Genomic DNA, 21,244 nt, shown 5'->3' on the forward strand with positions numbered 1-21,244 from the left:
CATGACCCTCTCCACGCACGACACCGCAGCCCACATCCACGCCCACGGCCTGCGCAACCAGTGGCATCCCGTGGTCCCCTCCCACTTCGTGCGGCCCGGCGGACTGCGCAAGGTCACCGCGCTCGGCGAGAACTGGCTGCTGTTCCGCAAGGCGGACGGCACCCTGTCGATGCTCGCCGACCGCTGCCCCCACCGCGGCGCCCCGCTCTCCCTCGGCAAACACCTGGGCGACCGCGTCGCCTGCTGGTACCACGGCGTCGAGGTCGACGGCTCCGGCACGGTCACCTCCGTGCCCGGACTGCCCGGCTGCAACCTGGAGGGCAGGACGCTCGTCACCTCCCTGCCCGTGCGCGAGGTCGGCGGCGCCATCCTCGCCTACTTCGGCGACGAGGAGCACCCCGAGCCGGTGGACCTCACCCTCCCCGAACCGCTCACCGACCCCGATGTCTCCTCCTTCCTCTGCTACGCCGAGTGGAACGTCCCGTGGCGCTTCGCCATGGAGAACCTTCTCGACCCGATGCACGGCGCGTTCCTGCACCACGAGTCGCACACCATGTACGACGGCGACACCACGGCCAAGTTCCGCATCCGCGAGACCGAGCGGGGCTACTTCTTCGAGAAGACCGACCAGCGCGGTGTCAACTTCGACTGGGTGGAGCTGTGCCGCACCGGCGTCGACTGGGTCGACCTGTCCATCCCGTACCCGCCGTCCGCCGGACCCGGCGGCCCCTTCGGCATCGTCGGCATGGCCTGCCCGGTGGACGCGGGCCGCACCGGCGTCTTCTTCTGGCGCTACCGCGAGGTCTCCGGCTGGCAGCGCGACACCTGGCGCTTCCTCTACCGGACCCTCATCGAGGAGCGCCACTGGCAGGTGCTGGAGCAGGACCGCGTCATGCTGGAGGCCATGCCCGCCGACGCGGACCAGCAGGAGAACCTCTACCAGCACGATCTCGGGGTGGTCAGGCTGCGCCGCATCTACCGGACCCAGGCCGAACAGCAGTCGAAGGCACCCGCGGCGGCTCCGGCCCGATGACCGGGAGGCCGCCGGAACCCAGGGCCCGGCGTGCGGACGGGAGAAGGCGGGGCAGCCCCCGGGCTCGCGCGGCCCGCGCTGCCTCCCATGCCGGCGGACGGTCAGTCCGCCGGCTCCTCCTCCGGCCCCGCCCCGTCCGAGTCGACGATGGAGCATTCCAATTTGGCGAGCAGGCGGGCCAGCTGACGCCGCTCGGCGGGGGAGACGCCGCCGAGCATCCTCCGTTCGTTCTCCACGTGCTCGGCGAAGACCTCGTCCACCTTGCGCAGTCCGGAGTCGGTGAGCCGTGAGTAGACGACACGCCGGTCGTCGGCGTCCCGCTCCCGGACCAGCAGGCCGTCCTTCTCAAGACGGTCGAGGCGGAGCGTGACCCCCGCCGAGGAGATCAGCCCGGAGGCCGCCAACTGCCCGGCGGTGAGCCGGTACGGGGCGCCGGAGCGGCGCAGCGCCGTGAGCACGTCGAAGCCGGCGACGGACAGGCCGTGCCGCTCGATCTGCGAGGTGAGCCGCGCGTGGTACTGCAGGTAGGCGCGGTGCAGCCGGGCCAGCACCTCCAGCGGCGACGTGTCCAGGCCGGGGCGTTCGCGCGCCCAGTCCTCGACGATCCCCGCCACGGCGTCCGGTCGTCTCGCCGTTCTGCGCTGAGCCATGCCACACCCCTCGCGGCTCGTCCTCTCGCGAGGCGCGCGTTCCACCGTCACGCGCCCCGGAGAAATCTTAGCCCTAAGACGTTGCCGTTGTGACGTATGCCTGTTCGAGGTCAGCTCTCCGGGTGTGGTGCGGGCATGCCGGGGAAGTCCGGCTCGGGGGGTTCCTCACCGGCCAGGGTGGCGTCGACGCTCGAGCGGATGTAGGCACCCGTCACGGGACAGCTCAGCGGGTGGTCCGCCGGGCATCGGAGCATGTGCCGCAAGATGGCGGCGGCGCGAGCGAGCCGGTCGATCCGGTCCTGCACGGCGTCGTGCCGGGCGGCGATGAGAGCGTGGCGCTCGGGCGCCTGTTCGCTGGTCATGATGGCGGCGGTGTCGGCGAGAGACATCATGCCGTCGCGATGCCACAGCTGGGCGTAGGCGAGCCGTTCCAGGGCGCCGCGGTCGTACTGGCGCACCCGGCCGCGCCGCGCGGTGGGCTGGATCAGTCCGCATTCCTCGTAGTAGCGCAGGGTCGGTACCGACACCCCGAAGAGGCGGGCGACCTCGCTGATCGAGTAGAGCCGCTCCATGGGGTCCTCCCGGTCCGGACACTTGCGCTCAAGCGGACTTTAGCGCGCAGAGTGGAGCCGGTCCCAACCGCCCAGTGCCTGGAGAGTCCTGCCATGTCAGTGTCCCCGCCGCCGACGGCGAACGCTGCCGTCACCCGTGACCGCACCGCACCACCCCATGTCCCGGGCGCCGGCGTGCTGCTCGTCGTCGGCTTCGTCCTGGTGAGCCTGAACACCCGGGTCTCCTTCGGGCAGATCGGGCCGCTGGCGCCGGTCGCGGGCTTCAGTCCCGCCGTGGTCTCGCTGCTGGGGCTGCTGCCGCCGCTGTGCATGGGCGCCTTCGCGCCACTCGCGGCCGTGGCGCGGCGACGGCTGGGCGAGGAACGCGGGCTGTGGTGGGCCGGCCTGGTCCTGGTCGCCGGCGCCGTGCTGCGCATGCTCGGCATGCCCGGCCTGATCACTGGCACCGTCGTGGTCAGCGCGGCCACCGCCGTGGTCAACGTGCTCATCCCCGTGCTGGTCCGCAAGCGGTTCCCGCGGGAGCGTGTCGGCACGATGATGGGCGTCTACGCCTTGTCGATGGGGGCCGGCTCGGCACTGATCGCGGCCGCGGTCGTCCCCGTCGCCCAGGACACGGGGGACTGGCGGCCGGCCATCGGCCTGGCGGTCGTCCCCGCCGTCCTCGCTGCCGTCGGGACGACCCCGCAACTGCGCGTGCGGCCGCCGCGGACCGCCCCGGTCTCCGGCACCGAGCGGTCCGGGCGCCCGCACGTGGCCCGCACCGCGGTCGCTTGGAGCCTCACCGTCTTCTTCGGCGTCCAGACCCTCGCCTTCTACACCGTGCTCGCCTGGCTGCCCTCGATCCTCGTCCAATCCGGTCACGGCCGCGGCGCCGCCGGTACCGGCCAGGCCCTGCTCATCTGCGGCGTCGCCGCCGGCGGATTCATCGCGCCGGTCCTCGCCGCGAAAGGCCCCGACCAGCGCCCGCACATCCTGAGCGCCGTCCTGGTCTGCGTCGCCGGCCTCACCGGGCTCATGCTCGCCCCGAGTACCACCGCGACGCTGTGGGTCGTCGTCCTCGGTCTCGGCCTGGGGGCCGGTCAGGCCCTCCCCGGGGTGCTCTACGCCCACCGGGGGAGCGACCACGCCCACGTGACCGCCCTCTCCACCATGGCTCAGACCTGCGGCTTCCTCCTCGCGGCCACCGGCCCCGTCCTGGCCGCCGCGCTGCACACCGCCACCGGCACCTGGAGCGCGCCACTGGCCGCCCTCGCCGCGGCCCTGCTCGTCAGCGCGGCAGCCGGCATGCGGGCCGGCCACGACCCCGAGTGATCGGCCACGGGCCCCGGCCGCAGCGCACCCGGCGCAGGGACGCCGCCGCGGGGGCGCGGGCAAACGGCCATGACCGGCACCGACTTACCGCCCGGTGGCCATCGCCCGGTCACCGTCGCCGGGGCCCGCAGCAGGCCGCGGTCACGAGGCCGGGGGAGCCTTGACGATGGCACCGTGTTCGTCGAGGGTGTGCGTCTGCCAGTAGCGGTCCCATTTGTCGTCCACGTGCTTCGGGGTCTTGTCCTTGGGGTAGCGGAAGGTGCCCTTCGGGACTTTGTGGCCGTCGTCGACGCAATCGCCGCCGGTCGCGCCGACGTACTGCACGGGATACTGCCCGTCCTGGCAGATCGCGTCGGCGGTCGTGCAACCGGTCAGCAGCGCGGCGAGGGTGGCGGTGGAACAGGCTATGAGGAACACGGCGGTTCCGGGAGCCCGCCGCATGTGGCGCGTGGTCATGTCTCTCCTTGCACGGGATCTGTCTTCAACGCTTCGAGCTTCCACGCGGGGGAGGCGACGCGTATATCGGCTCGCGTACTCATTCGCGCGGACCACGGCGTGGGTACCTGCACACAGGAGCAGCGGAGGCGAGGTGTGCGCCAGGAAATGTCCGCGAAGCCGATCGAGGGGCCGTTTGACGCGCACGACTGATTCGATGGGCAGGTGGAGGAGTCGTTCGGCGAAGCACGACCGTGGTCGTGGCCTGCCGTGCGGCCGTCGGCCGGCCGGTGCCATGCCATGACGCTGCTGGTGGATCCTGGGTTTGTTGCGTGGGTCCCGTGAGCCGTGTTTGGCTCGCCGGATGAACTTTCTGTTGACGGCGAGTGGTCTGCGTAACGAGACGCTGCGGGATGCGCTGCGGGACATGCTCGGCAGGCCGTTCGGATCGGCGAACGCCGTGTATGTTCCTACGGCATCGGTCGCCGAGGCCGGGGATCACGGGTGGTTCGTCGCGGACATGAACCGGCTGTACGGCCTCGGATGGCGGGAGTTCGACGTCCTGGAGCTGAATGGACTGCCCCGGCAGATGGTGCTCGACCGGCTGCTCCGGGCCGACGTCGTCTACGTCGGCGGCGGCAGCCACTACCACCTCGCGCGCAGCATCACCGGCAACGGCCTGGCCGACGGCTTCCTGGAGGCGCTGCAGAGCCGGGTCTATGTGGGGTTCAGCGCCGGCTCGATGATCTTCAGCCGTCATCTCACCGAACACTCTGCCGACGTCATCGGGGACACCACGGACCTTCACGTGCTCGGCGCGACGACCGTGGAGCCGCCGTTCGGCCTCTTCGACTGGTATCTCAAGCCTCACCTGTACTCACCGGATTTCCCGGAGCGCGACGACGCCTGGGCTGATCGGATCACCGAGCGGGCGGATTTCCCGATCTACTTCATCGACGACGAGACGGCCGTTCGCGTCAGGGACGGCGAGGTGGATGTCGTTTCCGAAGGCCGGTGGCGGTTCCATCCGTGACCTGACACTCGCGGCGGGGAGCCGAGGAGAGGGCGGGGTGGCGCCCGGGGGTGCGCTGGGAAGCACGCCGTCCTTCTCGGCGGAAGTCGACGGTTGATACCGCTGAAGGGGCAGGCCGCGGACGGACGACCGCGGCCGGCGGACCACCCGCCGCAACGGCTTTACGCGTGGGCCGGCTCGGCGTGGGCTCTGAGGAGTCCTTCGACGCCGTGCAGGAAGGTCTCGCACACGAGTTCCGGGTCGGAGAGGCAGCCCTCGGCCATGGCGCCGTCGCGCAGCATCACGAAGTGGCGGGCGGCGGGTTCCGCGGACTGCTCCCTGACCTCGGTCAGGAGCGCGGTGATGGTGTCGAGGAACCACTGGCGGTGGGCAAGGACGGCCTGGTGCACCGGGTGTTCGGGGTCGGGGTACTCGGCGACGGCGTTGAGGAAGGCGCACCCGCGGAAGCCGGAGGACCGGATGTGCTGGGCGATGGAGGTGCTGATGGCCCGGATGGCGTCGGCGGCGGGGAGCCCGGCGGCGACGGCTGCCTCGGCCTGGCCGCGGATGGCGAGGTCGGCCTCGTTCAGGTAGGCGACGACGAGGCTTTCCTTGCTCGGGAAGTGGCGGTAGAAGGTGGCCCGTGTCACCTGTGCCTCCGCGACGAGGCGGTCGACGCCGACGGAGTGGATCCCTTCCGCGTAGAACACCTGGCCGGCCGTCCTGAGCAGCCGGGACCGCGCTTCGGACGGCCGTCCTTCGGTTTCGCTGCGCACCATGGGGCCCAGGCTAGCAGGTAGAACGTTCGGTCTTGACAAGGTGCGACGACCGCTGCCAGGCTCACGAGATAGAACGTTCGGTCTCGTGGAAGGTCGGCGCGGAAGCCCTGACCTTCCTTCTTCTTCGCATGCCTTCCGAAAGGATCACCGTGACCACCATCGCTGAACCGTCCCAGACCACCGGGACGGCCTTCGCCCTGCGGCGGCTGTACTTCGTCCGGTTCGCGTTCGCCATCGTCTGGGCCATCGTGATGTTCACGATGGCCAAGGAGATCACCCCGGTCGCGGCCGCGCTGCTGGTGCTGTATCCGCTGTTCGACGTGGGTGCGGCCGTCGTCGACGCGAAGGCGTCGCGCAGCACCCAGTCGCCGACGCTCCTCTACGTCAACATGGCCGTCAGCCTCGCCGCAGCCGTCGGTGTGGGTGTCGCCGCCACGTCCGGCATCCCCGCCGTCCTGCGCGTCTGGGGCGCCTGGGCCATCGTGTCCGGCCTGGTCCAGCTGGTCGTCGCCGTTCCCCGCCGCACGATGGGCGGCCAGTGGCCGATGATCCCCAGCGGCGGCATCTCCGTCCTGGCCGGAGCCTCGTTCGTCGCAGCCGCCGGCGCCGACGACCCCGCACTGACCAACGCCATCGGCTACGCCATCCCCGGCGGCGTCTTCTTCCTCGTCTCGGCCCTGCGCCTCGGCCGTGGCACCCAGGAGGTCTGACGGCGACGCCGTCGCCTGCCCGCGGGCGCGGGCGAAGGCGTTCGGGCGGCGACGAGGATGAGAGGTCTACCGCGGCGCTGGACTGCGCATGGAGGAAGGCCGGTCAGGCACCTCCGACGCGGCTCTGGGCCGCGGGCACCACTTTGCCGATCGTCGCGGCGAGCGTGGCTCCGAGGGCACCGACGCCTGCCAGGGTCAGCCAGATCGAGGCCGCCCCGTGGGACAGCAACCCGGAGAGCGCGGCCGGAGCGACCGCTCCCGCGACAGTCACGGCGAGCTGGTTGAGGGCCAAGTACCGGCCGCGGAGAGCGTCTGGGGCGCTTTCCGCGGCGACAGTCGACGTGATGGGGCCGCCGAGGATCTCACCGAAGGTGTAACAGCCCGCACCGAGCAACACGACGCCGACCGCGAGGGCGGGTGGTGCCACGCGGTCGGCGGCCAGGAAGAGGAGGTAGCCGGCCGCGAAGCAGGCGTGTCCGGCGACGAGGACACGGCTGCGGATCCGCCCGTTGAGCCGCCCGACGACGATGCCCTGGCCGAAGCCGACCATCAGGGTGTTGAGCGTGAAGACCGCGCCGGCGGTCCAGCCGGGCAGTCCCAGCACGTCCACGGCGTAGACCGGTATCGCGATGTTGAGGGCGAACAACGAGACCGCGAAACACAGTTGATGCGCGACCAGTGACAGGTACCGCCGGTCCCGGAGCACGCGCCCCCAGCCGCCGGCAGCGTCCCGGCCCGCCTCGGGGCGGGCATTGGGCACGGCCCGCACCAGGGCGAACGCGGCGACATAGGACAAGGCGTTGACGACCACGATCGCGGCGTAGGCACCGTGAGTACCGACGGTGACCGCGACGGCGGAGAGGAGCCCGCCGAGTGCGTAGCCGAGGTTGCGTACCGACCCCAGGAGACCGAACCAGTGCTCGCGTTGGCCGGGCGCGGCCAGCGCCGTGACGGTCACGCCGTAGCAGCTGAAGAACACTGCCCGCCCGGCACTGTTCAACCAGGCGCAGACGGCGATCTGCCATGTCTGGCCCACGACGAGATACCCGGCGAAACCGAGCGCCTGGGCCAGGTTCGCCGCCTGCAGTACCGGCTTGGCGCCGTACCGGTCGACCAGTCCTCCGACCAGAGGACCCGCTGGGAGCGCCAGCAAACCGGCCGTCGTCAGTGCCGCGCCTATCTGCACCAGCGTCAGCGACGTCGTGGCCAGGAAATACAGCATCGAAACGGGGACGAAGACTCCGGTGCCGAGCGAGTCGATGACGATCGCTGCGACGAAACGACCGTGCCGGGCTATCGAAGGACGGACCGTGCAATCGGAAACAGACACAAGCCGGACGGTATAGATTCTATACCGGTATCCACAACGCTACCGGGAGTCATGCATGGGCAAGGCGTACAACATCATGGCCGCGACCTGTCCCAGTCGCACCGTTCTGCACCGGATCGGGGCGCGCTGGACGGTGTTCGTCGTCAACGCGCTGGACAACAGGCCGATGCGATTCACCGAACTCAAGGCACACATCCGGGGCATCACATCGAAGGCGCTCACCGAGACGCTTCGCGCGATGGAGTACGACGGCCTGATCTCTCGTACGGAGATCCCCGCACATCCCCCGCATGTCGAATACGCCCTCACCGACCTCGGCCGGTCACTGCTGACACCCCTGCGTGCCGTCCGGGAATGGGCCGAGAGCCACGTCCCCGACATCGAACGCGCCCGCGCGCGAGCCGACGCGCGACGGTAGCCCCCGTTTCTCGCTCACCCGGCCGTCGTGGTGCCGGACGGTGGCCTGAAGCCCCGGAGGCGTTCGTGGCCCCGGCTCCGCGGCCGCCGGCCTGGATCAGGCGAAGTGGGTGGGAGGTGACGGCGTACCGGCGGCAAGAGCGCCGAGGGCCGCGCGGGCATCGTCCAGCACGGGGGAGGGGACGAGGTCCGCCATGGTGAGCACGGCGCGGTACTCCGTCTCCGCCTCGGCGAGCCGACCTAGGTGGACGAGTGCGTGAGCCATGTACAGACGGGCGGTGCCCGCCCGTTCGTGCCAGCCGTGGGCCTCCAGCCGCCCCCGCGCCGTACGCAGGGCGTCGACGGCCTCCTGCCAGCGCCCCTGGTTGAAATGGGCGAACGACACGTAGAACGTGGCGAACGTGATCGTGGTGTCCCGCACGTTGGGCGGAGTGCGGTCGCGGTACTCGGAAGCGGCGAGGAGCTCCATCACCTCGTCGTGGGCGGCGACGGCCTGCTCCGGGCGTCCGGCCTTCTCCGCCACCCTGATGACCATGGTCGACGCCGCCAGATACCCGTTGACCTCGTCGGACCGCGCGAACAGCTCCTTGGCGCGCTGATAGTGGTCGGCGGCGGGCGGCAGGTCGTCGACCAGAGCGTGCAGCCCGCCGAGATGGTGGTGAGCCCACGCCTGCTGAGTCGCGTCCCCGCACTTCTCGGCGATGGCGAGCGCGTGCCTGGCTTCGCCGACCGCCTTGTCGTGATCGCGTTCGCCGACCCAGTAGGCCCCTGCCAGGCTGTTGCGGTGGCCGGCCTCCCGTACGGGGTCGCCCAGGGCTGCCGCGGCCTCGGCGGCGCGTCCGTACACCTCGACCCAGTGCCCCCAGGACACCCAGTGGTCGGAGAACCACATCGTGGCGTCCGCGACCTCGACGACCTTGGCGTGTTCGCCGGCCTCCGCGGCCTCGCGGAAGGCGGCGAGCCAGTTGTCGCCTTCCGTCTTCAACCACCGCATCGCCTGCTCGCGGTCGTCGAGGTCGACCAGCCTGCCGGGGGCCGGCGGCGGTGCACCGTGGTCCGGCTCGTACCAGCGGCCCGCGAGGACGGTCGTGTCCAGCAGCCACGCCCGCAGGCGGGCCTTCGCGGCGGCCGACGCCTCGTCGCCGTCCTCGGCACGCCGGCGGGCCCCCGCGTACAGCCGCAGCAGATCGTGGAAGCGGTAGCGGTCCCCGTGGGAGGCCGTCAGCAGGCCCGCGTCGAGGAGTTCCTCCAGCAGGTCCTCGGCCGCCGGCAGGGACGTGTCCGCGAGCACGGCCGCCGACGGGGCGCCGAATTCCACCCCGGGCAGCAGTGACAGCGACCGGAACATGCGGGCGGTGTCAGGGGTCAGACGCGAGTAGGAGAGGGCGAAGGCGGTGTTGACACGGAGGTCCCCGGCGCTCAGAGCGTCGAGCCTGCGCTCCTCGTCGGTGAGGCGGTCGGCGAGCCGTTGCAGGCTCCAGTTGGTGCGGGTGGCCGCCCAGTTCGCGGCCACCCGCAGGGCCAGGGGAAGGTGGCCGCACAACTCGGTCACGGCGAGGACCGCCGCGGGCTCCGCGTCCGTACGGTCGGCGCCGACCACGGCCCGCAGGAGCGAGGCGGAGTCCTCCCGGGTCAGTGCGCCGAGTTCCACACGGTGCACTCCCTCCAGGCCGGCGAGCGTGCGCCGGCTGGTCACCACGAGGAAGAGCCCGCCCGCGTGCGGCAGCAACGGTCTGACCTGTGCCTCGCTGCCGACGTTGTCGAGGACGACGACCGCGCGGAGAGTGGACGCGGTCGCGTGGTACCGGGCGAGGCGCTCCTCGGCGGTCTGCCGGCCCAGTTCGGCGTCGGCCACGCCCCAGGCGCCCAGCAGGCGCAGCACGGCCTGATCCGCCGAGAGCGGCTGTACGTCGAGGCCCCGCATGTCGATCAGGAACGTGCCATCCGGAGCGGACGGAGCGGACTCCTCGGCCAGCCTGACCGCCAAGGTGGTCTTGCCGCTGCCGGGCGGCCCGCACACCACCGCCACCGGCGCCGGTGGGGACACCGCCTCGTTCTCCGTCCGGGACTCCGTGACGGTCGGCTGTACGAGGGCGCGCAACGCGGTCAGCTCCGCATGCCGGCCCACGAAGTCCCGAACGCCTCTGGGCAGCGTGTAGGGCGACGCCGGCGGGACGGAAGGCTTCGCCGCGGGACGCCCGGCGCGCAGGGTCGCCAGCAGTTCGGAGTGTGCCGCCTCGTCCAGTTCCAGACCCTGGGCCAGTGCGGTGACCGTGCCGCGCTGGGGACGAAGACTCCGGCCCCGTTCCATGTCACCGATCGCGCGCACGGAAACACCGGACGCCTCGGCGAGTTCCTCGATCGTCCAGCTGTGGGCCAGCCGCAGTGCTCGCAACAGCCGGCCGAACGGTGTCCCTATGACGCTTGCCCCACCCGCACTCACGGCGCCGATTCTACGCACGACGTACGCGCCGGGCCCCGGCGGAGGCCGTGGTCCTCACCCCTCCCTCGCCCGCGTGTCACGTCCAGGCGAGTGCCTGCCGTGATGACCTGTCTCCTCGTTCCCGCCCAGGCCACTGTCCGGCGGCCCTCCGTGCGTCGGTAGATTGACCGGCAGGGAATGCAGGGCCAGTGACGGGGATGTGGCATGGCGGCGAGGAGCGGAGTCCACACTCTGGGCGGCAGGCGGCTCGCCGCGCTGGTGACCCAGGTCGCCGGGGAGCGGCCCGGCTACCGGGCGCTCGCGCAGGGCGTACGCACCCTGCTGCTCGACGGCCGGATCGCGCTGCGCGCCCGGCTGCCCGCCGAGCGCGAGCTCGCGGTGGCGCTCGGCATCAGCAGAGCCACCGTGACCGCCGCGTACGACCTGCTCAGGGAGAGCGGTTACGCGGTCAGCCGGCGCGGTGCGGGAACGTGGACGGAACTGCCGGAGGGCGCGCGGCCGACCAGTGTGCGCACCCCGCTCGCCGGGGAGGACGTGATCGACCTGGCCATCGCGGCGCCCGGCGCCCTGGCCGACGAGCTGTCCGCCGCGTACGCGGCGGCCGCCGACGACCTGGCCCGGCACGCGACGACGCCGGGCTACCACCCTTACGGTCTGCCGGAGCTGCGCGCGGCGATCGCCGAGCGGTACACGGGGCGCGGGCTGCCGACGCTGCCCGAGCAGATCCTCGTCACATCGGGCGCGCAGCAGGCGATGGCGCTCACGCTCACCCTGCTCGGGCGGCCCGGCGACCGCATCGCCGTGGAGAACCCGTCGTACGCCAACGCTCTGTCCGTCATCAGGCAGTTGGGGCTTCGCGCGGCGCCGGTACCGGTGACGGAGGACGGCTGGGACGCGGAGCTGTTCGGGGCGACGCTGCGGCAGTCGGCGCCCCGGCTCGCGTATCTGATCCCGGACTTCCAGAACCCGACGGGCCAGCTCATGCCGCGCGAGCAGCGGCAGCGGATCATCGCGGACGCGCGGGCGACCGGCACATGGCTGGTCGTCGACGAGACGATCGCGGACATCGCGCTCGACGTGGCCACGCCCCCGCCGTTCGCGTCGCTGGTCGCGGGGCGCGGCGCCGAACAGATCGTCACCGTCGGCTCGCTCAGCAAGGGGCACTGGTCGGGTCTGCGGGTGGGCTGGGTGCGGGCGGGCACCCGGCTGATCACGGAGCTGACGGCGCAGCGGGTCACGGCGGACATGTCGGGGTCGGTCCTCGACCAGCTGGTGGCGCTGCGGCTGCTCGCCCGGGAGCCACAGATCCTGCGGCGGCGGCTGCCGCTCCTGCGCGCGCAGCGCGACCACCTGGCCGCGCAACTGCGCCGTGAGTTCCCCGACTGGCGCTGGCAGACGCCGCAGGGCGGCATGTGTCTGTGGATCGACCTGGGCCGCCCGATCGCCGGTTCGCTGACGCGGGCCGCGCTGCGGCACGGGGTGCGGATCGAGGGTGGGTCCCGGTTCGGCGCGGACCCCGGCACGTTCGAGCACCGGTTGCGCTGGCCCTACACGCAGCCCGCCGAGGTCGCCGACGAGGCGGTACGCCGCATCGCCGCGGCCCTCGACGCGGGCCTCGACGGCGCGGACGATGAGCCGGGGCGGCCGTACTGGGTGGCCTAGGTTCTGTCGTCACATCTCATTCCCGCACCGGCAGGGCTGCGCGAGCTAGCTTCCGACCTCCTGGTACTGGCCCAGGAAGAGCGGCGTCCCGTGCTCCACCCGCCACAGGAACAGCCCGGGTTCCTGGTCCACCTCCGCAATGCCGTCCCGGAAGGCGAAGGCCCGGGTGATGCCCCGGTACGACACGGCCCGCAGCCGGTGCGTGAGGTCACCACGGTCCACAGGGCCCGTCCCCATGGCGGCGAGGACGTGCGCGACGAGACCGAGGGCGTCGTAGGCCTCGGCCGCGCCCCGGCCGACGCTCCGGACGCCGTACCGCTTCTTGAACGCCCGTACGAAAGAGGCCGCGGACGTCAGCCGGGACGGGTCCACGAACGTCGCCGAGAAGACCCATCCCTCGGCCGCCGGTCCGGCCGCGTGCAGGAACTCGGGTGTGAGGACGGCTTCGGTCGCCGCGGGGGTGCCGGCGAACCCAGCCGCCCGCAGCGCCCGTGCGCAGGAGGCGGCGCGCCGCGAGGAGTCACCACAGTAGACGACGGCCTGCGCGCGCGCCGCGAGGGCGGCGGCGATGGCGGGGCCGAAGTCACCGGCGTCGGCGGCGACCTGGTGGCGGACGACCGTGCCGTTGGACGGGGGGTGCGCGATCAGGTCCTGGGCGATCAGCCAGCTGTAGTCGCGGGCCGCCAGGTCCTCGACGAGGAAGGTGCGGCGGGCCGGGCGCACGCTGGTGAGATAGCGGACCAGCGGCGCGCCGATCGCGGTGTCGGAGGGCCGCAGCTGGAACACGGACGACGTGGGGTTCTTCATGTCCACCGCGGCGTACAGGGAGTCCGAGCCCGCCCACGCCGTCACCATCGGCAGGAACGCCTTCTTGTACCGGTCCGCGGCCGCGAGGGCCGTGGCGTCGGACGTCGGCCCGATCACCGCGCACACCCGGCCGTCGCTGACGAGGCGTCGGGCCGCCTCCTCGGCCCGGTCCGCGTCGCCCGCGTCGTCGAGGACCGTGAGCGCCAGGCCGAAGGGACGGTCCGCGCGCGCGTTGTGCTGTTCCACCGCCAGCCGGACGCCGTGCTCTACCGAGGTGCCGAGCGCCCTGCCGGGACCGGAGAGGTCGGCCTGCACGGCGACGGTACGGCGTGGGCGGGAGACGGCGGTGGACGGCGGAGCGCCGCGGCCGGTCAGCCAGGCGGCCGCGGAGCCGCCGGCGGCCGCCACGACGGCCGCCGTACCGCCCAGCACCAGCACGCGCCGCCGGCTCGGCGCGGGCGGCTCGTCCACCGGCGTCCCGGGTGCCGTGGGCCGCTCGGGCTCGGGCAGGTGCAGCACCTGGGCCGAGCGTTCGGCGATCACTGCGGGCAGGCCGGGCGGCAGCCAGTCGTCGGTGCCGAAGTCGCCGAGTTCCGCACGCAGTTCGGGCACGGTCGGGCGGGCGGCCGGGTCCTTGGCGAGACAGCGGGCGATCAGTGTCCGCAGCCCGTCCTCCCTGATGCCGTCGAGGCGGGGCTCCTCGTGCACGGTCCGGAAGACGACGGCCGGCACCGTGCCGCCACCGAAGGGCGGCCGGCCGGTCGCCGCGTAGGCGAGGACGCAGCCCAGGGAGAAGACGTCGCTGGGCGGGCCGACTTCCTCCACGCGGGCGCGGGCCTGTTCCGGCGAGAGGTAACCGGGCGTGCCGATCATCACGTCGGTCGCGGTCAGGGCAGTGGCGCCGCCGACGCGGGCGATGCCGAAGTCGATGAGGCGGGGCCCGTCGAGGGCGAGCAGCACATTGCCCGGCTTGATGTCGCGGTGCACCAGCCCGGCCGCGTGGACGGCGGCCAGCGCCTCGGCGAGCCGCGCCCCCAGCGCCCGAACGGTGTCCGGGGGCAGCGGCCCGTGCCCGGCGACGGTTTCGGCGAGCGAGGGCCCGGGGACGAAGGCGGTGGCGATCCAGGGTTCGGCCGCCTCCGGGTCGGCGGCGGTGACGGGCGCGGTCCAGCGGCCGTCGACCCGCGCGGCGGCCCGCGCCTCACGACGGAAACGGGCCCGGAACCCCGGATCGGCGGCGTGCTCGGCGCGGATCACCTTCAGGGCGGCCAGCGCGCCGCCCTCGGACCGGGCGAGATAGACGACGCCCATGCCGCCCGCGCCGATCCGCGCGAGCAGGCGGTGCCCGCCGACCGACTCCGGGTCCTGAGCGGTGAGCGGACGCACCGTCACGTCTCCTTGGGCTGCGGCGCCTTGTCCGGGGCGGGCCCGAGGTACCGGAAGGCCCCGTCGCGCACCTGGTGGACGAAGCTCGCGGGGGTGCTGAGCTGGAGCATCTTCGGGTCGAAGGCGAAGTCCCGGGTGATGCCCCGGTACGTGGCCGCCCGTAGCGGGGCGATCAGCGCCTTGCGCGCCGGGCGCTCGCCCCGAGTGGCGGTGAGCCGGCGTATCAGCAGGTTCGCCGCATCGTAGCCCTCCGCGGCCCAGAACCCGGGTGCGTGGCCGTACCGCACGCGGAACGCCTGGGCGAAGGAGCGGACCGGGGCCGCGTCGGGCCCGATCGCCGTGGCCACGACCGTCCAGCCCGTCGCGCTCTCCTCGGCGGCGAACCGGGGATCGAGCGCGGGTTCGGCCGCGTACTTCGGCCCCTCGAAGCCGGCCAGCCCCCTGGCCGCCCGGATCGCCCCCTCCAGCGGCCCGGCGTAGACGAACGCCTTGATGCCGGCGCCACGCATGTCCTTCAGGACGGGCCCGAAGTCGGTCGTGCCGGCCGGGACGACGCGGGGGTGGGTGGCGTCGCCGTACTTGCGGACGATGAAGTTGACCATCTGGACGGTCTGCCAGGACACGTCGCCCGCGGTGCGGTCCAGCAGGACGCCGACGGGGGTGGCCGCGCTGGTCGCCTCCAGGTGGAAGGCCAGTTTCATGGCGACCGTGCCGTGCAGGGGGCGGCCGCGGACGAAGGAGCGGATGTTCTGGTACAGGTTCTGCCCGGCGGACATGCTGATCACGGGCAGCAGGGCCGCGTCGTAGACGGGCAGCGCCGCCTGGGTCGTCACGTCGGTACTCGAACCGAGCACGGCCAGCACGTCCGGGTCGTCGGCGAGCAGCTGGGCCGCGGCGGCGGCACGGTCGGCCCGGCCCGCGTCGTCGGAGGTCTTCAGCTCCAGCGTGAACGGCTTGTCGCGGCGGGCGTTGAACTCCTCCACCGCGAGCCGTGCGCCCTGCATCTGGGCCTGCCCGGCCGCCCGGCCGGCGCCGCTGAGGTCGGCCTGCACACCGAGCGCCCAACCGGGCGCCGCCCGCTTCTTGCCGCTGCCTCCGTTGTGGCGCCGCGCTGCCCAGGCGGCCACGCCGCCGCCCGCCGCGAGCACGGCGGCACCGCCCGAGGCAACGGCGAGGAACCTGCGGCGCGACGGGGCGGGCTCGGGCGGCGCCTCGGCGAGCGTGGCCTGGATCTCGGGCAGGGCCAGCATCGCGGCCGACCGTTCGGCGACCATGCGGACGACGTCGGCGGGCAGCCACTCGGCGGTGCCCGGGGACATGTCCTCCACCAGCGCGGCGTCCAACTCGGCCGCGGTGGGCCGGTCGGCGGGGTCCTTGGCCAGACAGCGCAGCAGGACGGCGGCCGTCTCCTCGTCCACTCCGTCGAGGTCGGGGCTGTCGTGGACGGCGCGGTAGAGCAGGGCGTCGACGGCGCCGCTGCCGAAGGGCGGCCGGCCGGTCGCCGCGTAGGCCAGCACACAGCCCAGCGAGAACACGTCGCTCGCAGGACCGAGGCGCTCGCCGCCGGCCGTGGCCTGCTCCGGGGAGAGGAAACCGGGGCTGCCGACGACGAGGTCCGCGGAGGTGATCGCGGTGTCTTCCAGGGAGCGGGCGATCCCGAAGTCGATGAGGCGGGGGCCGTCGGCGGCGAGCAGGATGTTGCCCGGCTTGACGTCCCGGTGCACCAGACCGGCCTCGTGCACGGCCGCGAGCGCGCGGGCCAGCATCTTGCCGAGCAACCGTACCGTCCGCGGGGGCAGCGGGCCGTGCCGGCCGACCGCGTCGGCGAGGGACGGGCCGGGCTCGAACGCCGTGGCCAGCCACGGCTGTTCGGCGTCGGGGTCGGCGCCGGTGACCTTGACCACCCACGGGCTGTCCACGCGCCGCGCGGCGTTCGCCTCGCGGCGGAAACGGGCCCGGAAGGCGTCGTCGTGCGCGAACTCGGCCTGGATCACCTTGACGGCGGCGAGCGCACCCGACTCCGTACGGCCGAGGTAGACGACGCCCATGCCGCCCTCGCCGAGCCGGGCGAGCAGGCGGTGGCCGCCGATGAACGACGGGTCGGAGGGGCCGAGGGAGCGGTCGGTCACTTCTGAGCCCCCAGTTCGCCGCGCACCTTGGTCTCCATCCCGGCCACCGCCCGTGCCTGGACGGTCAGCAGATCGCTCTGGTCGAAGCCCTTGCCGCCCTCGACGACGACGGCGATCGTCACCGGGCCGATCCGGACCTGGTTCCAGATGTAGTACGTCGACCCTTTGCCGAGGGCCGGGTTGTCGTACGTGCCCATTTCGATGAGATAGTCGTCGGCGGAGGTGTTGCCGTTCGTGCCGTAGCCGGAACCCATCGAGTTCAGGCCGATGATCCGCTCGGTGGCGCGCAGTTGCTGGTCGGGGCAGCGCAGCGCCTCCTCCAGCGTCTCGGCCATCTCCCAGTCCGCCTGCGCGACGGTGCGGTGCAGGGTGACGGTGGCGGCGGTGCGGACCTCGCCCTTCGCGCCGGCCGCGGGCAGCCGGCTGTAGCGGGTGAAGGTGGCGAGGACGTCGTCGGGCAGCGACTCCTGCCGCCAGACGCAGTCGGTGCCGAGGACGGGCCAGTCGGCCGGGTCGCTCTGGTACGGGGGACGCTTGACGTAGCCCGGCCCGTAGCTGTCCGGGCCCGCGGTGATGGCGCGGACCAGGTCAAGGGCGGCGGCCCGTGTGGTGGGGACGCGCGCGGGGTCGACCGTCAGGCGCGCGGTGGCGGCATCCGTCTCGCGCTGTGCGGCCGGTGCGGACGCGGCGGCTGAGGAGGCGCTCGGACCGGTCCGGTGTCCGCCGTCGCCCACGCCGGAACAGCCCGCGAGCAGCAGGCCGCACACGGCCAGCACCGCGTGCCCCCGCCTCGTACGTCCTTGCCTTGCAGCGCACGCCATGAAGCCCCCGATCACCATGCGTCTGTGCCAGTGCGTGACCGGAGCGAGTGTAGGGGACGCCGATCAACTCACTGTGCTGGACGCCCTGTTGGCGGGACCGTGTGACGGCCCCGGCGGGCGCCGGTGAGTCGGCCGACGGTCCGCGCCATGCCGAGCCCGGTGACGGCCGGGAGCCGACGACCCCTGAACGCAGGACGCGAAGCCCGTGCGCCCCGGTTCCGGGGCCGGGCGCGGGACGTGTCCCCCGTGAGAGCTACGCGCAGGTGTCCACCGTGAGGTGACGATTCCCGATCGCCGTTTCCCTAGCGTTCGGTTCAGCCGCGGCGCCCCGGCCGTGGACCGGACAGGGAACCGGAAGCGGAACCGAAGAAGGAGCTCGACGTGAAGCTGGTGTGGCAGATCCTGGCCGTGGTCGCGGTCGGTGCGGTCGGCGGTCAGAGCGTCACCGCGGTGCAGGGCAACCCGTGGCTGTCGCTCCTCCTGGCCGGCCTGACGGTCGTGCTCTCTGTGTGCGTCTACCGGTGGGTCGTAGGGCGAACCGAGCGGCGACCGGTCACGGAGCTCGCCCGGCAGGGAGCGCGGGGGGCGCTCTTGCGGGGCCTGGCCATAGGCGTCGCGATGTTCGGGTGCGTCATCGCGAACATCTACCTCCTCGGGGACTACAAAGTCCACGGCTTCGGCTCGCTGACCGGAGCGGTCGCGCTGTTCGGCTTCATGGCCGGCGCCGCCGTCACGGAGGAACTGATGTTCCGCGGCCTGCTCTTCCGGCTCGTGGAGCGAGGTCTGGGCACGTACATCGCGCTGGCGCTGTCCGCCGCGGTGTTCGGGGCGGTCCATCTGCTCAACAAGGACGCCACCGTGCTGGGCGGCGTCGCCATCGCGATCGAGGCCGGCGGCATGCTCGCCGCCGCGTATGCCGCCACCCGCTCCCTGTGGCTCCCGATCGGCCTGCACTTCGGCTGGAACTTCGCGGAGTCCGGCATCTTCGGCACCGAGGTCTCGGGCAACGGCGACACGCACGGGCTCCTGGACGCCTCGACGTCCGGCGCAAAGCTGATCACGGGCGGCGAGTTCGGCCCGGAGGCCAGTGTGTACTCGGTGCTGTTCGGCGCGTTGCTGACGGTCGCCTTCCTGTGGCTGGCCCACCGGCGCGGCCACATCGTTCCCCGGCAGCGCGCCGAGCGGGTGAACGCCCTCGCTACACTCGCCCGGTGATGAGCCTTCAGGGGGCCGGACGGATGTGGCGCCGGCTCGACGTCACCGTCCGCGACCTTCCGCTCGCGGTGCTGTTCCTGGTCGCCTCGTTCCTGCCGGGACTGCGCGGCCACGGGACGGAGGTCGGGGATCTGCCGACCCGCCCGTTCGACGTGCTCTCCGTCGTCGCCCTGGGGCTCGAATGCCTTCCGCTGATGGTGCGACGACGGTGGCCCGCCGTCTGTCTCGCCCTGGTGACGTGCGGCTTCGCACTCGACCAGCTCCGCGGCTATCACTCGACCGCCGGCACCACCCTGCCCGTCGTGCTGATCAGCGCGGGATCCCATCTGGAACGCCGCCGGCGCACCACCGCCCTCCTTCTCTCCGCGGCGTACGTGCCGCTGGCCACAGCGCTCTCCCGGCTCGGTTCGGGCGGCGAGACGCCGACGGAGTTCGTGACGTTCTACCTGGTGCTCACCCTGGCCTGGGGCGCCGGGGCCTGGCTGCGGTCCACTCGGGCCGCGGAGGCCGAACGCCGCGAGCGGGCGGCGGCGAAGGCCCGTACCGCCGAACGCGCGCGCATCGCCCGCGAACTGCACGACGTGGTGACCCATCACGTGACCGCGATGGTCGTCCAGGCCGAGGCCGCCCGCTACCTGACCGCCGCACCCGAGCGGCTGGAGCAGTCCCTGACCGCTGTCAGTGACACCGGCCGTCGCGCCATCACCGACCTGCGCCACCTGCTCGAACTGCTCAACCCCGACCACGGCACCGGCACGACGGAGCCCACGGAGCCCAGGACACCGGCCGTCGGCAGGGTCCTCACCCTCGTCGAGCAGACCCGCCGGGCCGGACAGCCGGTGGACTTCACCGAGCAGGGCACACCACCGGCAACGACCGGCAGCGCCGACCTCGTCGCCTACCGGGTGGTGCAGGAAGCACTGACCAATGCCCTCAAGTACGCGCACGGCAGCCGGACTTCCGTACAGGTGCGGCACAGCGACAGGGAGATCAGCGTGGAGGTCAGCACGGACGGAGCCGGCTCGAACAGCGCGGCGGCCGTCGGCGGCGGACGGGGCCTGGCCGGCCTGCGCGAACGCGTCGACGTCCTGGGCGGCGACTTCCACGCCGGCGGCAGCACGGACGGCGGCTTCACCGTACGGGCGCGCATCCCCGCCGGTGGCACCTCGTGAGCGCACCGATCCGGGTCCTGGTCTGCGACGACCAGATGCTGATCCGCACCGGCCTGGTCACCATCATCGACGCCCAGCCCGACATGGAGGTGGCGGGTGAGTGCGGCGACGGGCGAACCGGAGTCGAACTCGCCCGCGAGGTACGGCCGGACGTCGTCCTGATGGACATCCGCATGCCGGTCCTCGACGGTCTGGAGGCCACCCGCCTGCTGGCCGGCGCCGGAGTTCCCCACCCCGTCAAGGTCCTCGTGGTGACCACGTTCAACCTGGACGAATACGTCTACGAGGCACTGCGCGCCGGCGCCAGCGGCTTCCTCCTTAAGGACGCGCCCCCGGACCGGCTGCTCCACGGCATCCGGACCGTGGCCACCGGCGCGGCCCTGCTGGATCCCGATGTGACACGCCGGCTCGTCGGCCGCTACGCGGCCCGCATCCGCCCCGCCGAGAACGCCTCCCGCGACATTCCGCTCACCCCCCGGGAGCTGGAAGTCCTCCGGCTCATCGCGGACGGCCTCTCCAACAGCGAGATCGCCGCGGCCCTCGTCATCAGCCCGGAGACCGTCAAGACCTTCGTCTCCCGCATCCTCGGCAAACTCCAGCTCCGCGACCGCGTCCAGGCCGTCGTCTACGCCTACCGCCACGGCCTGGCGACCTGACACCGGGCAGGCGGCGGCCCAGGACACGGACACCGGTGGCCTGGCCCGCCCGTGGCCGGACGTGCTGAACCGGCCCGCTCACGGCGCCGTTTCGTGTCGGCCGGCCGCGCCCGGCGCGAAGCCCGTGGACGGGACCTGACGCAGTGTCCGGGCCTCACCCGGCAGCAGGCGCGGCCCGGGGACGGTCAGCACGGCGCAGCCCGCCGTGGCCAGGACGTACCGGCGCACCGGGGCGCGGTGGATCCGTGCCCGAACGCCGTTGGGGCGCGCCGCTCCGATGAGCAGGAGGTCGTCGGAGCGGCACGCGACGGCGCACAGGGCCGGGCCGGGGGAGTTCCTGATGACCAGACAGGTGACGCGAAGATCAGCCGGGAGCCCGCCGAGGGCCTCGTCGAAGGCGCGGTACAGCCGCAGCCGGGCCTCGTCCTCCCACATCCCGGCCCAGTCGCGGTCGGGCCATCTGGCGTGGAGGGTCTCGCCCTCCGGCGGCTCCCAGGCCGCCACCGCCACGAGCGCTCTGCCATCGCGGCGAGCCTCCCGGACCCCGCGCCGCAGCGCGGCGAGGCTGGCCAGCGAGCCGCTGACCCCGACGACGACTCGTCCGGTTCCCGTCGTCATGCGGGCCTGCCGTCCCGGCGCGGCGCGTGGTGCCGCGGCCTTTCCGGACGTCGGCGGCACAGGTGCCGCCGTATGGCTGCGAGCGG

Annotated in this window: 19 protein-coding genes; 9 read left to right on the forward strand and 10 right to left on the reverse strand. The window is 72.8% G+C overall.

Annotation, left to right across the window (positions count from 1 at the left end; all coding sequences use genetic code 11):
* Window position 1: 1 nt before the first annotated feature.
* The gene (locus HZZ00_RS17545) at window positions 2-1,033 is read left to right on the forward strand and encodes an aromatic ring-hydroxylating dioxygenase subunit alpha (protein WP_180333070.1); all 1,032 of its coding nucleotides are present in this window, start codon (window positions 2-4) and stop codon (window positions 1,031-1,033) included.
* Window positions 1,034-1,134: 101 nt separating this feature from the next.
* Here the strand turns inward: HZZ00_RS17545 and HZZ00_RS17550 are convergent, their stop codons facing one another.
* On the reverse strand, window positions 1,135-1,683 hold the full coding sequence (locus HZZ00_RS17550) for a MarR family winged helix-turn-helix transcriptional regulator (RefSeq protein ID WP_180333071.1): 549 nt from the start codon (window positions 1,681-1,683) through the stop codon (window positions 1,135-1,137).
* A 110-nt stretch (window positions 1,684-1,793) separates the two neighbouring features.
* Window positions 1,794-2,255 (reverse strand): MerR family transcriptional regulator, encoded by a 462-nt coding sequence (locus tag HZZ00_RS17555; RefSeq protein ID WP_180333072.1) that lies wholly within the window; start codon window positions 2,253-2,255, stop codon window positions 1,794-1,796.
* A 93-nt stretch (window positions 2,256-2,348) separates the two neighbouring features.
* Here HZZ00_RS17555 and HZZ00_RS17560 point away from each other — a divergent pair, with 93 nt between their 5' ends.
* Complete coding sequence (locus tag HZZ00_RS17560; RefSeq protein WP_180333073.1) at window positions 2,349-3,566, forward strand: MFS transporter; 1,218 nt, start codon at window positions 2,349-2,351, stop codon at window positions 3,564-3,566.
* Window positions 3,567-3,707: 141 nt separating this feature from the next.
* Here the strand turns inward: HZZ00_RS17560 and HZZ00_RS17565 are convergent, their stop codons facing one another.
* Window positions 3,708-4,022, reverse strand: coding sequence for an SCO0607 family lipoprotein (locus tag HZZ00_RS17565; RefSeq protein ID WP_257585862.1), 315 nt, complete (start codon window positions 4,020-4,022; stop codon window positions 3,708-3,710).
* Window positions 4,023-4,365: 343 nt separating this feature from the next.
* Between HZZ00_RS17565 and HZZ00_RS17570 the strand changes: the two genes are divergently transcribed.
* Window positions 4,366-5,034, forward strand: coding sequence for a Type 1 glutamine amidotransferase-like domain-containing protein (locus HZZ00_RS17570; protein WP_180333074.1), 669 nt, complete (start codon window positions 4,366-4,368; stop codon window positions 5,032-5,034).
* A 161-nt stretch (window positions 5,035-5,195) separates the two neighbouring features.
* Here HZZ00_RS17570 and HZZ00_RS17575 read toward each other — a convergent pair whose 3' ends face one another.
* Window positions 5,196-5,792, reverse strand: coding sequence for a TetR/AcrR family transcriptional regulator (locus tag HZZ00_RS17575; RefSeq protein ID WP_180333075.1), 597 nt, complete (start codon window positions 5,790-5,792; stop codon window positions 5,196-5,198).
* 149 nt (window positions 5,793-5,941) lie between these two features.
* On the opposite strand from HZZ00_RS17575, the gene HZZ00_RS17580 reads away from it, so the two are divergent.
* A complete protein-coding gene (locus HZZ00_RS17580) occupies window positions 5,942-6,502 on the forward strand; it encodes a hypothetical protein (protein ID WP_180333076.1) in 561 nt (186 codons plus the stop codon).
* A 103-nt stretch (window positions 6,503-6,605) separates the two neighbouring features.
* On the opposite strand, the gene HZZ00_RS17585 is transcribed toward HZZ00_RS17580, so the two are convergent.
* Window positions 6,606-7,832: an MFS transporter gene (locus HZZ00_RS17585; protein WP_257585863.1), complete on the reverse strand. Its 1,227-nt coding sequence runs from the start codon at window positions 7,830-7,832 to the stop codon at window positions 6,606-6,608.
* A gap of 55 nt (window positions 7,833-7,887) precedes the next feature.
* Here HZZ00_RS17585 and HZZ00_RS17590 point away from each other — a divergent pair, with 55 nt between their 5' ends.
* Window positions 7,888-8,250 (forward strand): helix-turn-helix domain-containing protein, encoded by a 363-nt coding sequence (locus HZZ00_RS17590; protein WP_180333077.1) that lies wholly within the window; start codon window positions 7,888-7,890, stop codon window positions 8,248-8,250.
* Between the two features lie 96 nt (window positions 8,251-8,346).
* On the opposite strand, the gene HZZ00_RS17595 is transcribed toward HZZ00_RS17590, so the two are convergent.
* Window positions 8,347-10,692, reverse strand: coding sequence for a helix-turn-helix domain-containing protein (locus tag HZZ00_RS17595; RefSeq protein WP_180333078.1), 2,346 nt, complete (start codon window positions 10,690-10,692; stop codon window positions 8,347-8,349).
* 204 nt (window positions 10,693-10,896) lie between these two features.
* Between HZZ00_RS17595 and HZZ00_RS17600 the strand changes: the two genes are divergently transcribed.
* The gene (locus HZZ00_RS17600) at window positions 10,897-12,354 is read left to right on the forward strand and encodes a PLP-dependent aminotransferase family protein (RefSeq protein ID WP_180333079.1); all 1,458 of its coding nucleotides are present in this window, start codon (window positions 10,897-10,899) and stop codon (window positions 12,352-12,354) included.
* 45 nt (window positions 12,355-12,399) lie between these two features.
* On the opposite strand, the gene HZZ00_RS17605 is transcribed toward HZZ00_RS17600, so the two are convergent.
* The 3 genes from HZZ00_RS17605 to HZZ00_RS17615 are packed head-to-tail and all read right to left on the reverse strand — an operon-like array spanning window position 12,400 to window position 17,452.
* Window positions 12,400-14,547 carry a bifunctional serine/threonine-protein kinase/ABC transporter substrate-binding protein gene (locus tag HZZ00_RS17605; protein WP_180333571.1) on the reverse strand — a complete coding sequence of 716 codons (2,148 nt, stop codon included), beginning with the start codon at window positions 14,545-14,547 and terminating at the stop codon, window positions 12,400-12,402.
* 2 nt (window positions 14,548-14,549) lie between these two features.
* On the reverse strand, window positions 14,550-16,676 hold the full coding sequence (locus tag HZZ00_RS17610; RefSeq protein WP_180333080.1) for a bifunctional serine/threonine-protein kinase/ABC transporter substrate-binding protein: 2,127 nt from the start codon (window positions 16,674-16,676) through the stop codon (window positions 14,550-14,552).
* On the reverse strand, window positions 16,673-17,452 hold the full coding sequence (locus HZZ00_RS17615) for a hypothetical protein (RefSeq protein ID WP_180333081.1): 780 nt from the start codon (window positions 17,450-17,452) through the stop codon (window positions 16,673-16,675). Before HZZ00_RS17615 ends, HZZ00_RS17610 begins: the two co-directional genes overlap by 4 nt.
* Window positions 17,453-17,878: 426 nt before the next feature.
* On the opposite strand from HZZ00_RS17615, the gene HZZ00_RS17620 reads away from it, so the two are divergent.
* From HZZ00_RS17620 to HZZ00_RS17630, 3 genes are read left to right on the forward strand one after another with little or no spacing between them, the layout of a single operon-like run.
* Window positions 17,879-18,712, forward strand: a complete 834-nt coding sequence (locus tag HZZ00_RS17620) for a CPBP family intramembrane glutamic endopeptidase (RefSeq protein ID WP_180333082.1) — start codon at window positions 17,879-17,881, stop codon at window positions 18,710-18,712.
* The gene (locus HZZ00_RS17625; RefSeq protein ID WP_180333083.1) at window positions 18,712-19,884 is read left to right on the forward strand and encodes a sensor histidine kinase; all 1,173 of its coding nucleotides are present in this window, start codon (window positions 18,712-18,714) and stop codon (window positions 19,882-19,884) included. The genes HZZ00_RS17620 and HZZ00_RS17625 overlap by 1 nt, the downstream gene beginning before the upstream one ends.
* Entirely contained in the window at window positions 19,881-20,540 is a 660-nt protein-coding gene (locus tag HZZ00_RS17630; RefSeq protein WP_180333084.1) for a response regulator transcription factor, read from the forward strand. The genes HZZ00_RS17625 and HZZ00_RS17630 overlap by 4 nt, the downstream gene beginning before the upstream one ends.
* Before the next feature lie 78 nt (window positions 20,541-20,618).
* On the opposite strand, the gene HZZ00_RS17635 is transcribed toward HZZ00_RS17630, so the two are convergent.
* Complete coding sequence (locus HZZ00_RS17635; RefSeq protein WP_180333085.1) at window positions 20,619-21,158, reverse strand: universal stress protein; 540 nt, start codon at window positions 21,156-21,158, stop codon at window positions 20,619-20,621.
* Window positions 21,159-21,244 lie beyond the last annotated feature (86 nt).

The sequence above is a fragment of the Streptomyces sp. NEAU-sy36 genome, from assembly GCF_013423905.1.
GTDB classification, from domain to species: Bacteria; Actinomycetota; Actinomycetes; order Streptomycetales; family Streptomycetaceae; genus Streptomyces; species Streptomyces misionensis.

What these genes read in the sequence shown, in the direction of transcription:
- HZZ00_RS17545 (WP_180333070.1), top strand. Translation starts at nt 2, where the DNA reads ATGACCCTCTCCACGCACGACACCGCAGCCCACATCCACGCCCACGGC.
- HZZ00_RS17550 (WP_180333071.1), bottom strand. Translation starts at nt 1,683, where the DNA reads ATGGCTCAGCGCAGAACGGCGAGACGACCGGACGCCGTGGCGGGGATC.
- HZZ00_RS17555 (WP_180333072.1), bottom strand. Translation starts at nt 2,255, where the DNA reads ATGGAGCGGCTCTACTCGATCAGCGAGGTCGCCCGCCTCTTCGGGGTG.
- HZZ00_RS17560 (WP_180333073.1), top strand. Translation starts at nt 2,349, where the DNA reads ATGTCAGTGTCCCCGCCGCCGACGGCGAACGCTGCCGTCACCCGTGAC.
- HZZ00_RS17565 (WP_257585862.1), bottom strand. Translation starts at nt 4,022, where the DNA reads ATGACCACGCGCCACATGCGGCGGGCTCCCGGAACCGCCGTGTTCCTC.
- HZZ00_RS17570 (WP_180333074.1), top strand. Translation starts at nt 4,366, where the DNA reads ATGAACTTTCTGTTGACGGCGAGTGGTCTGCGTAACGAGACGCTGCGG.
- HZZ00_RS17575 (WP_180333075.1), bottom strand. Translation starts at nt 5,792, where the DNA reads ATGGTGCGCAGCGAAACCGAAGGACGGCCGTCCGAAGCGCGGTCCCGG.
- HZZ00_RS17590 (WP_180333077.1), top strand. Translation starts at nt 7,888, where the DNA reads ATGGGCAAGGCGTACAACATCATGGCCGCGACCTGTCCCAGTCGCACC.
- HZZ00_RS17600 (WP_180333079.1), top strand. Translation starts at nt 10,897, where the DNA reads ATGGCGGCGAGGAGCGGAGTCCACACTCTGGGCGGCAGGCGGCTCGCC.
- HZZ00_RS17625 (WP_180333083.1), top strand. Translation starts at nt 18,712, where the DNA reads ATGAGCCTTCAGGGGGCCGGACGGATGTGGCGCCGGCTCGACGTCACC.
- HZZ00_RS17635 (WP_180333085.1), bottom strand. Translation starts at nt 21,158, where the DNA reads ATGACGACGGGAACCGGACGAGTCGTCGTCGGGGTCAGCGGCTCGCTG.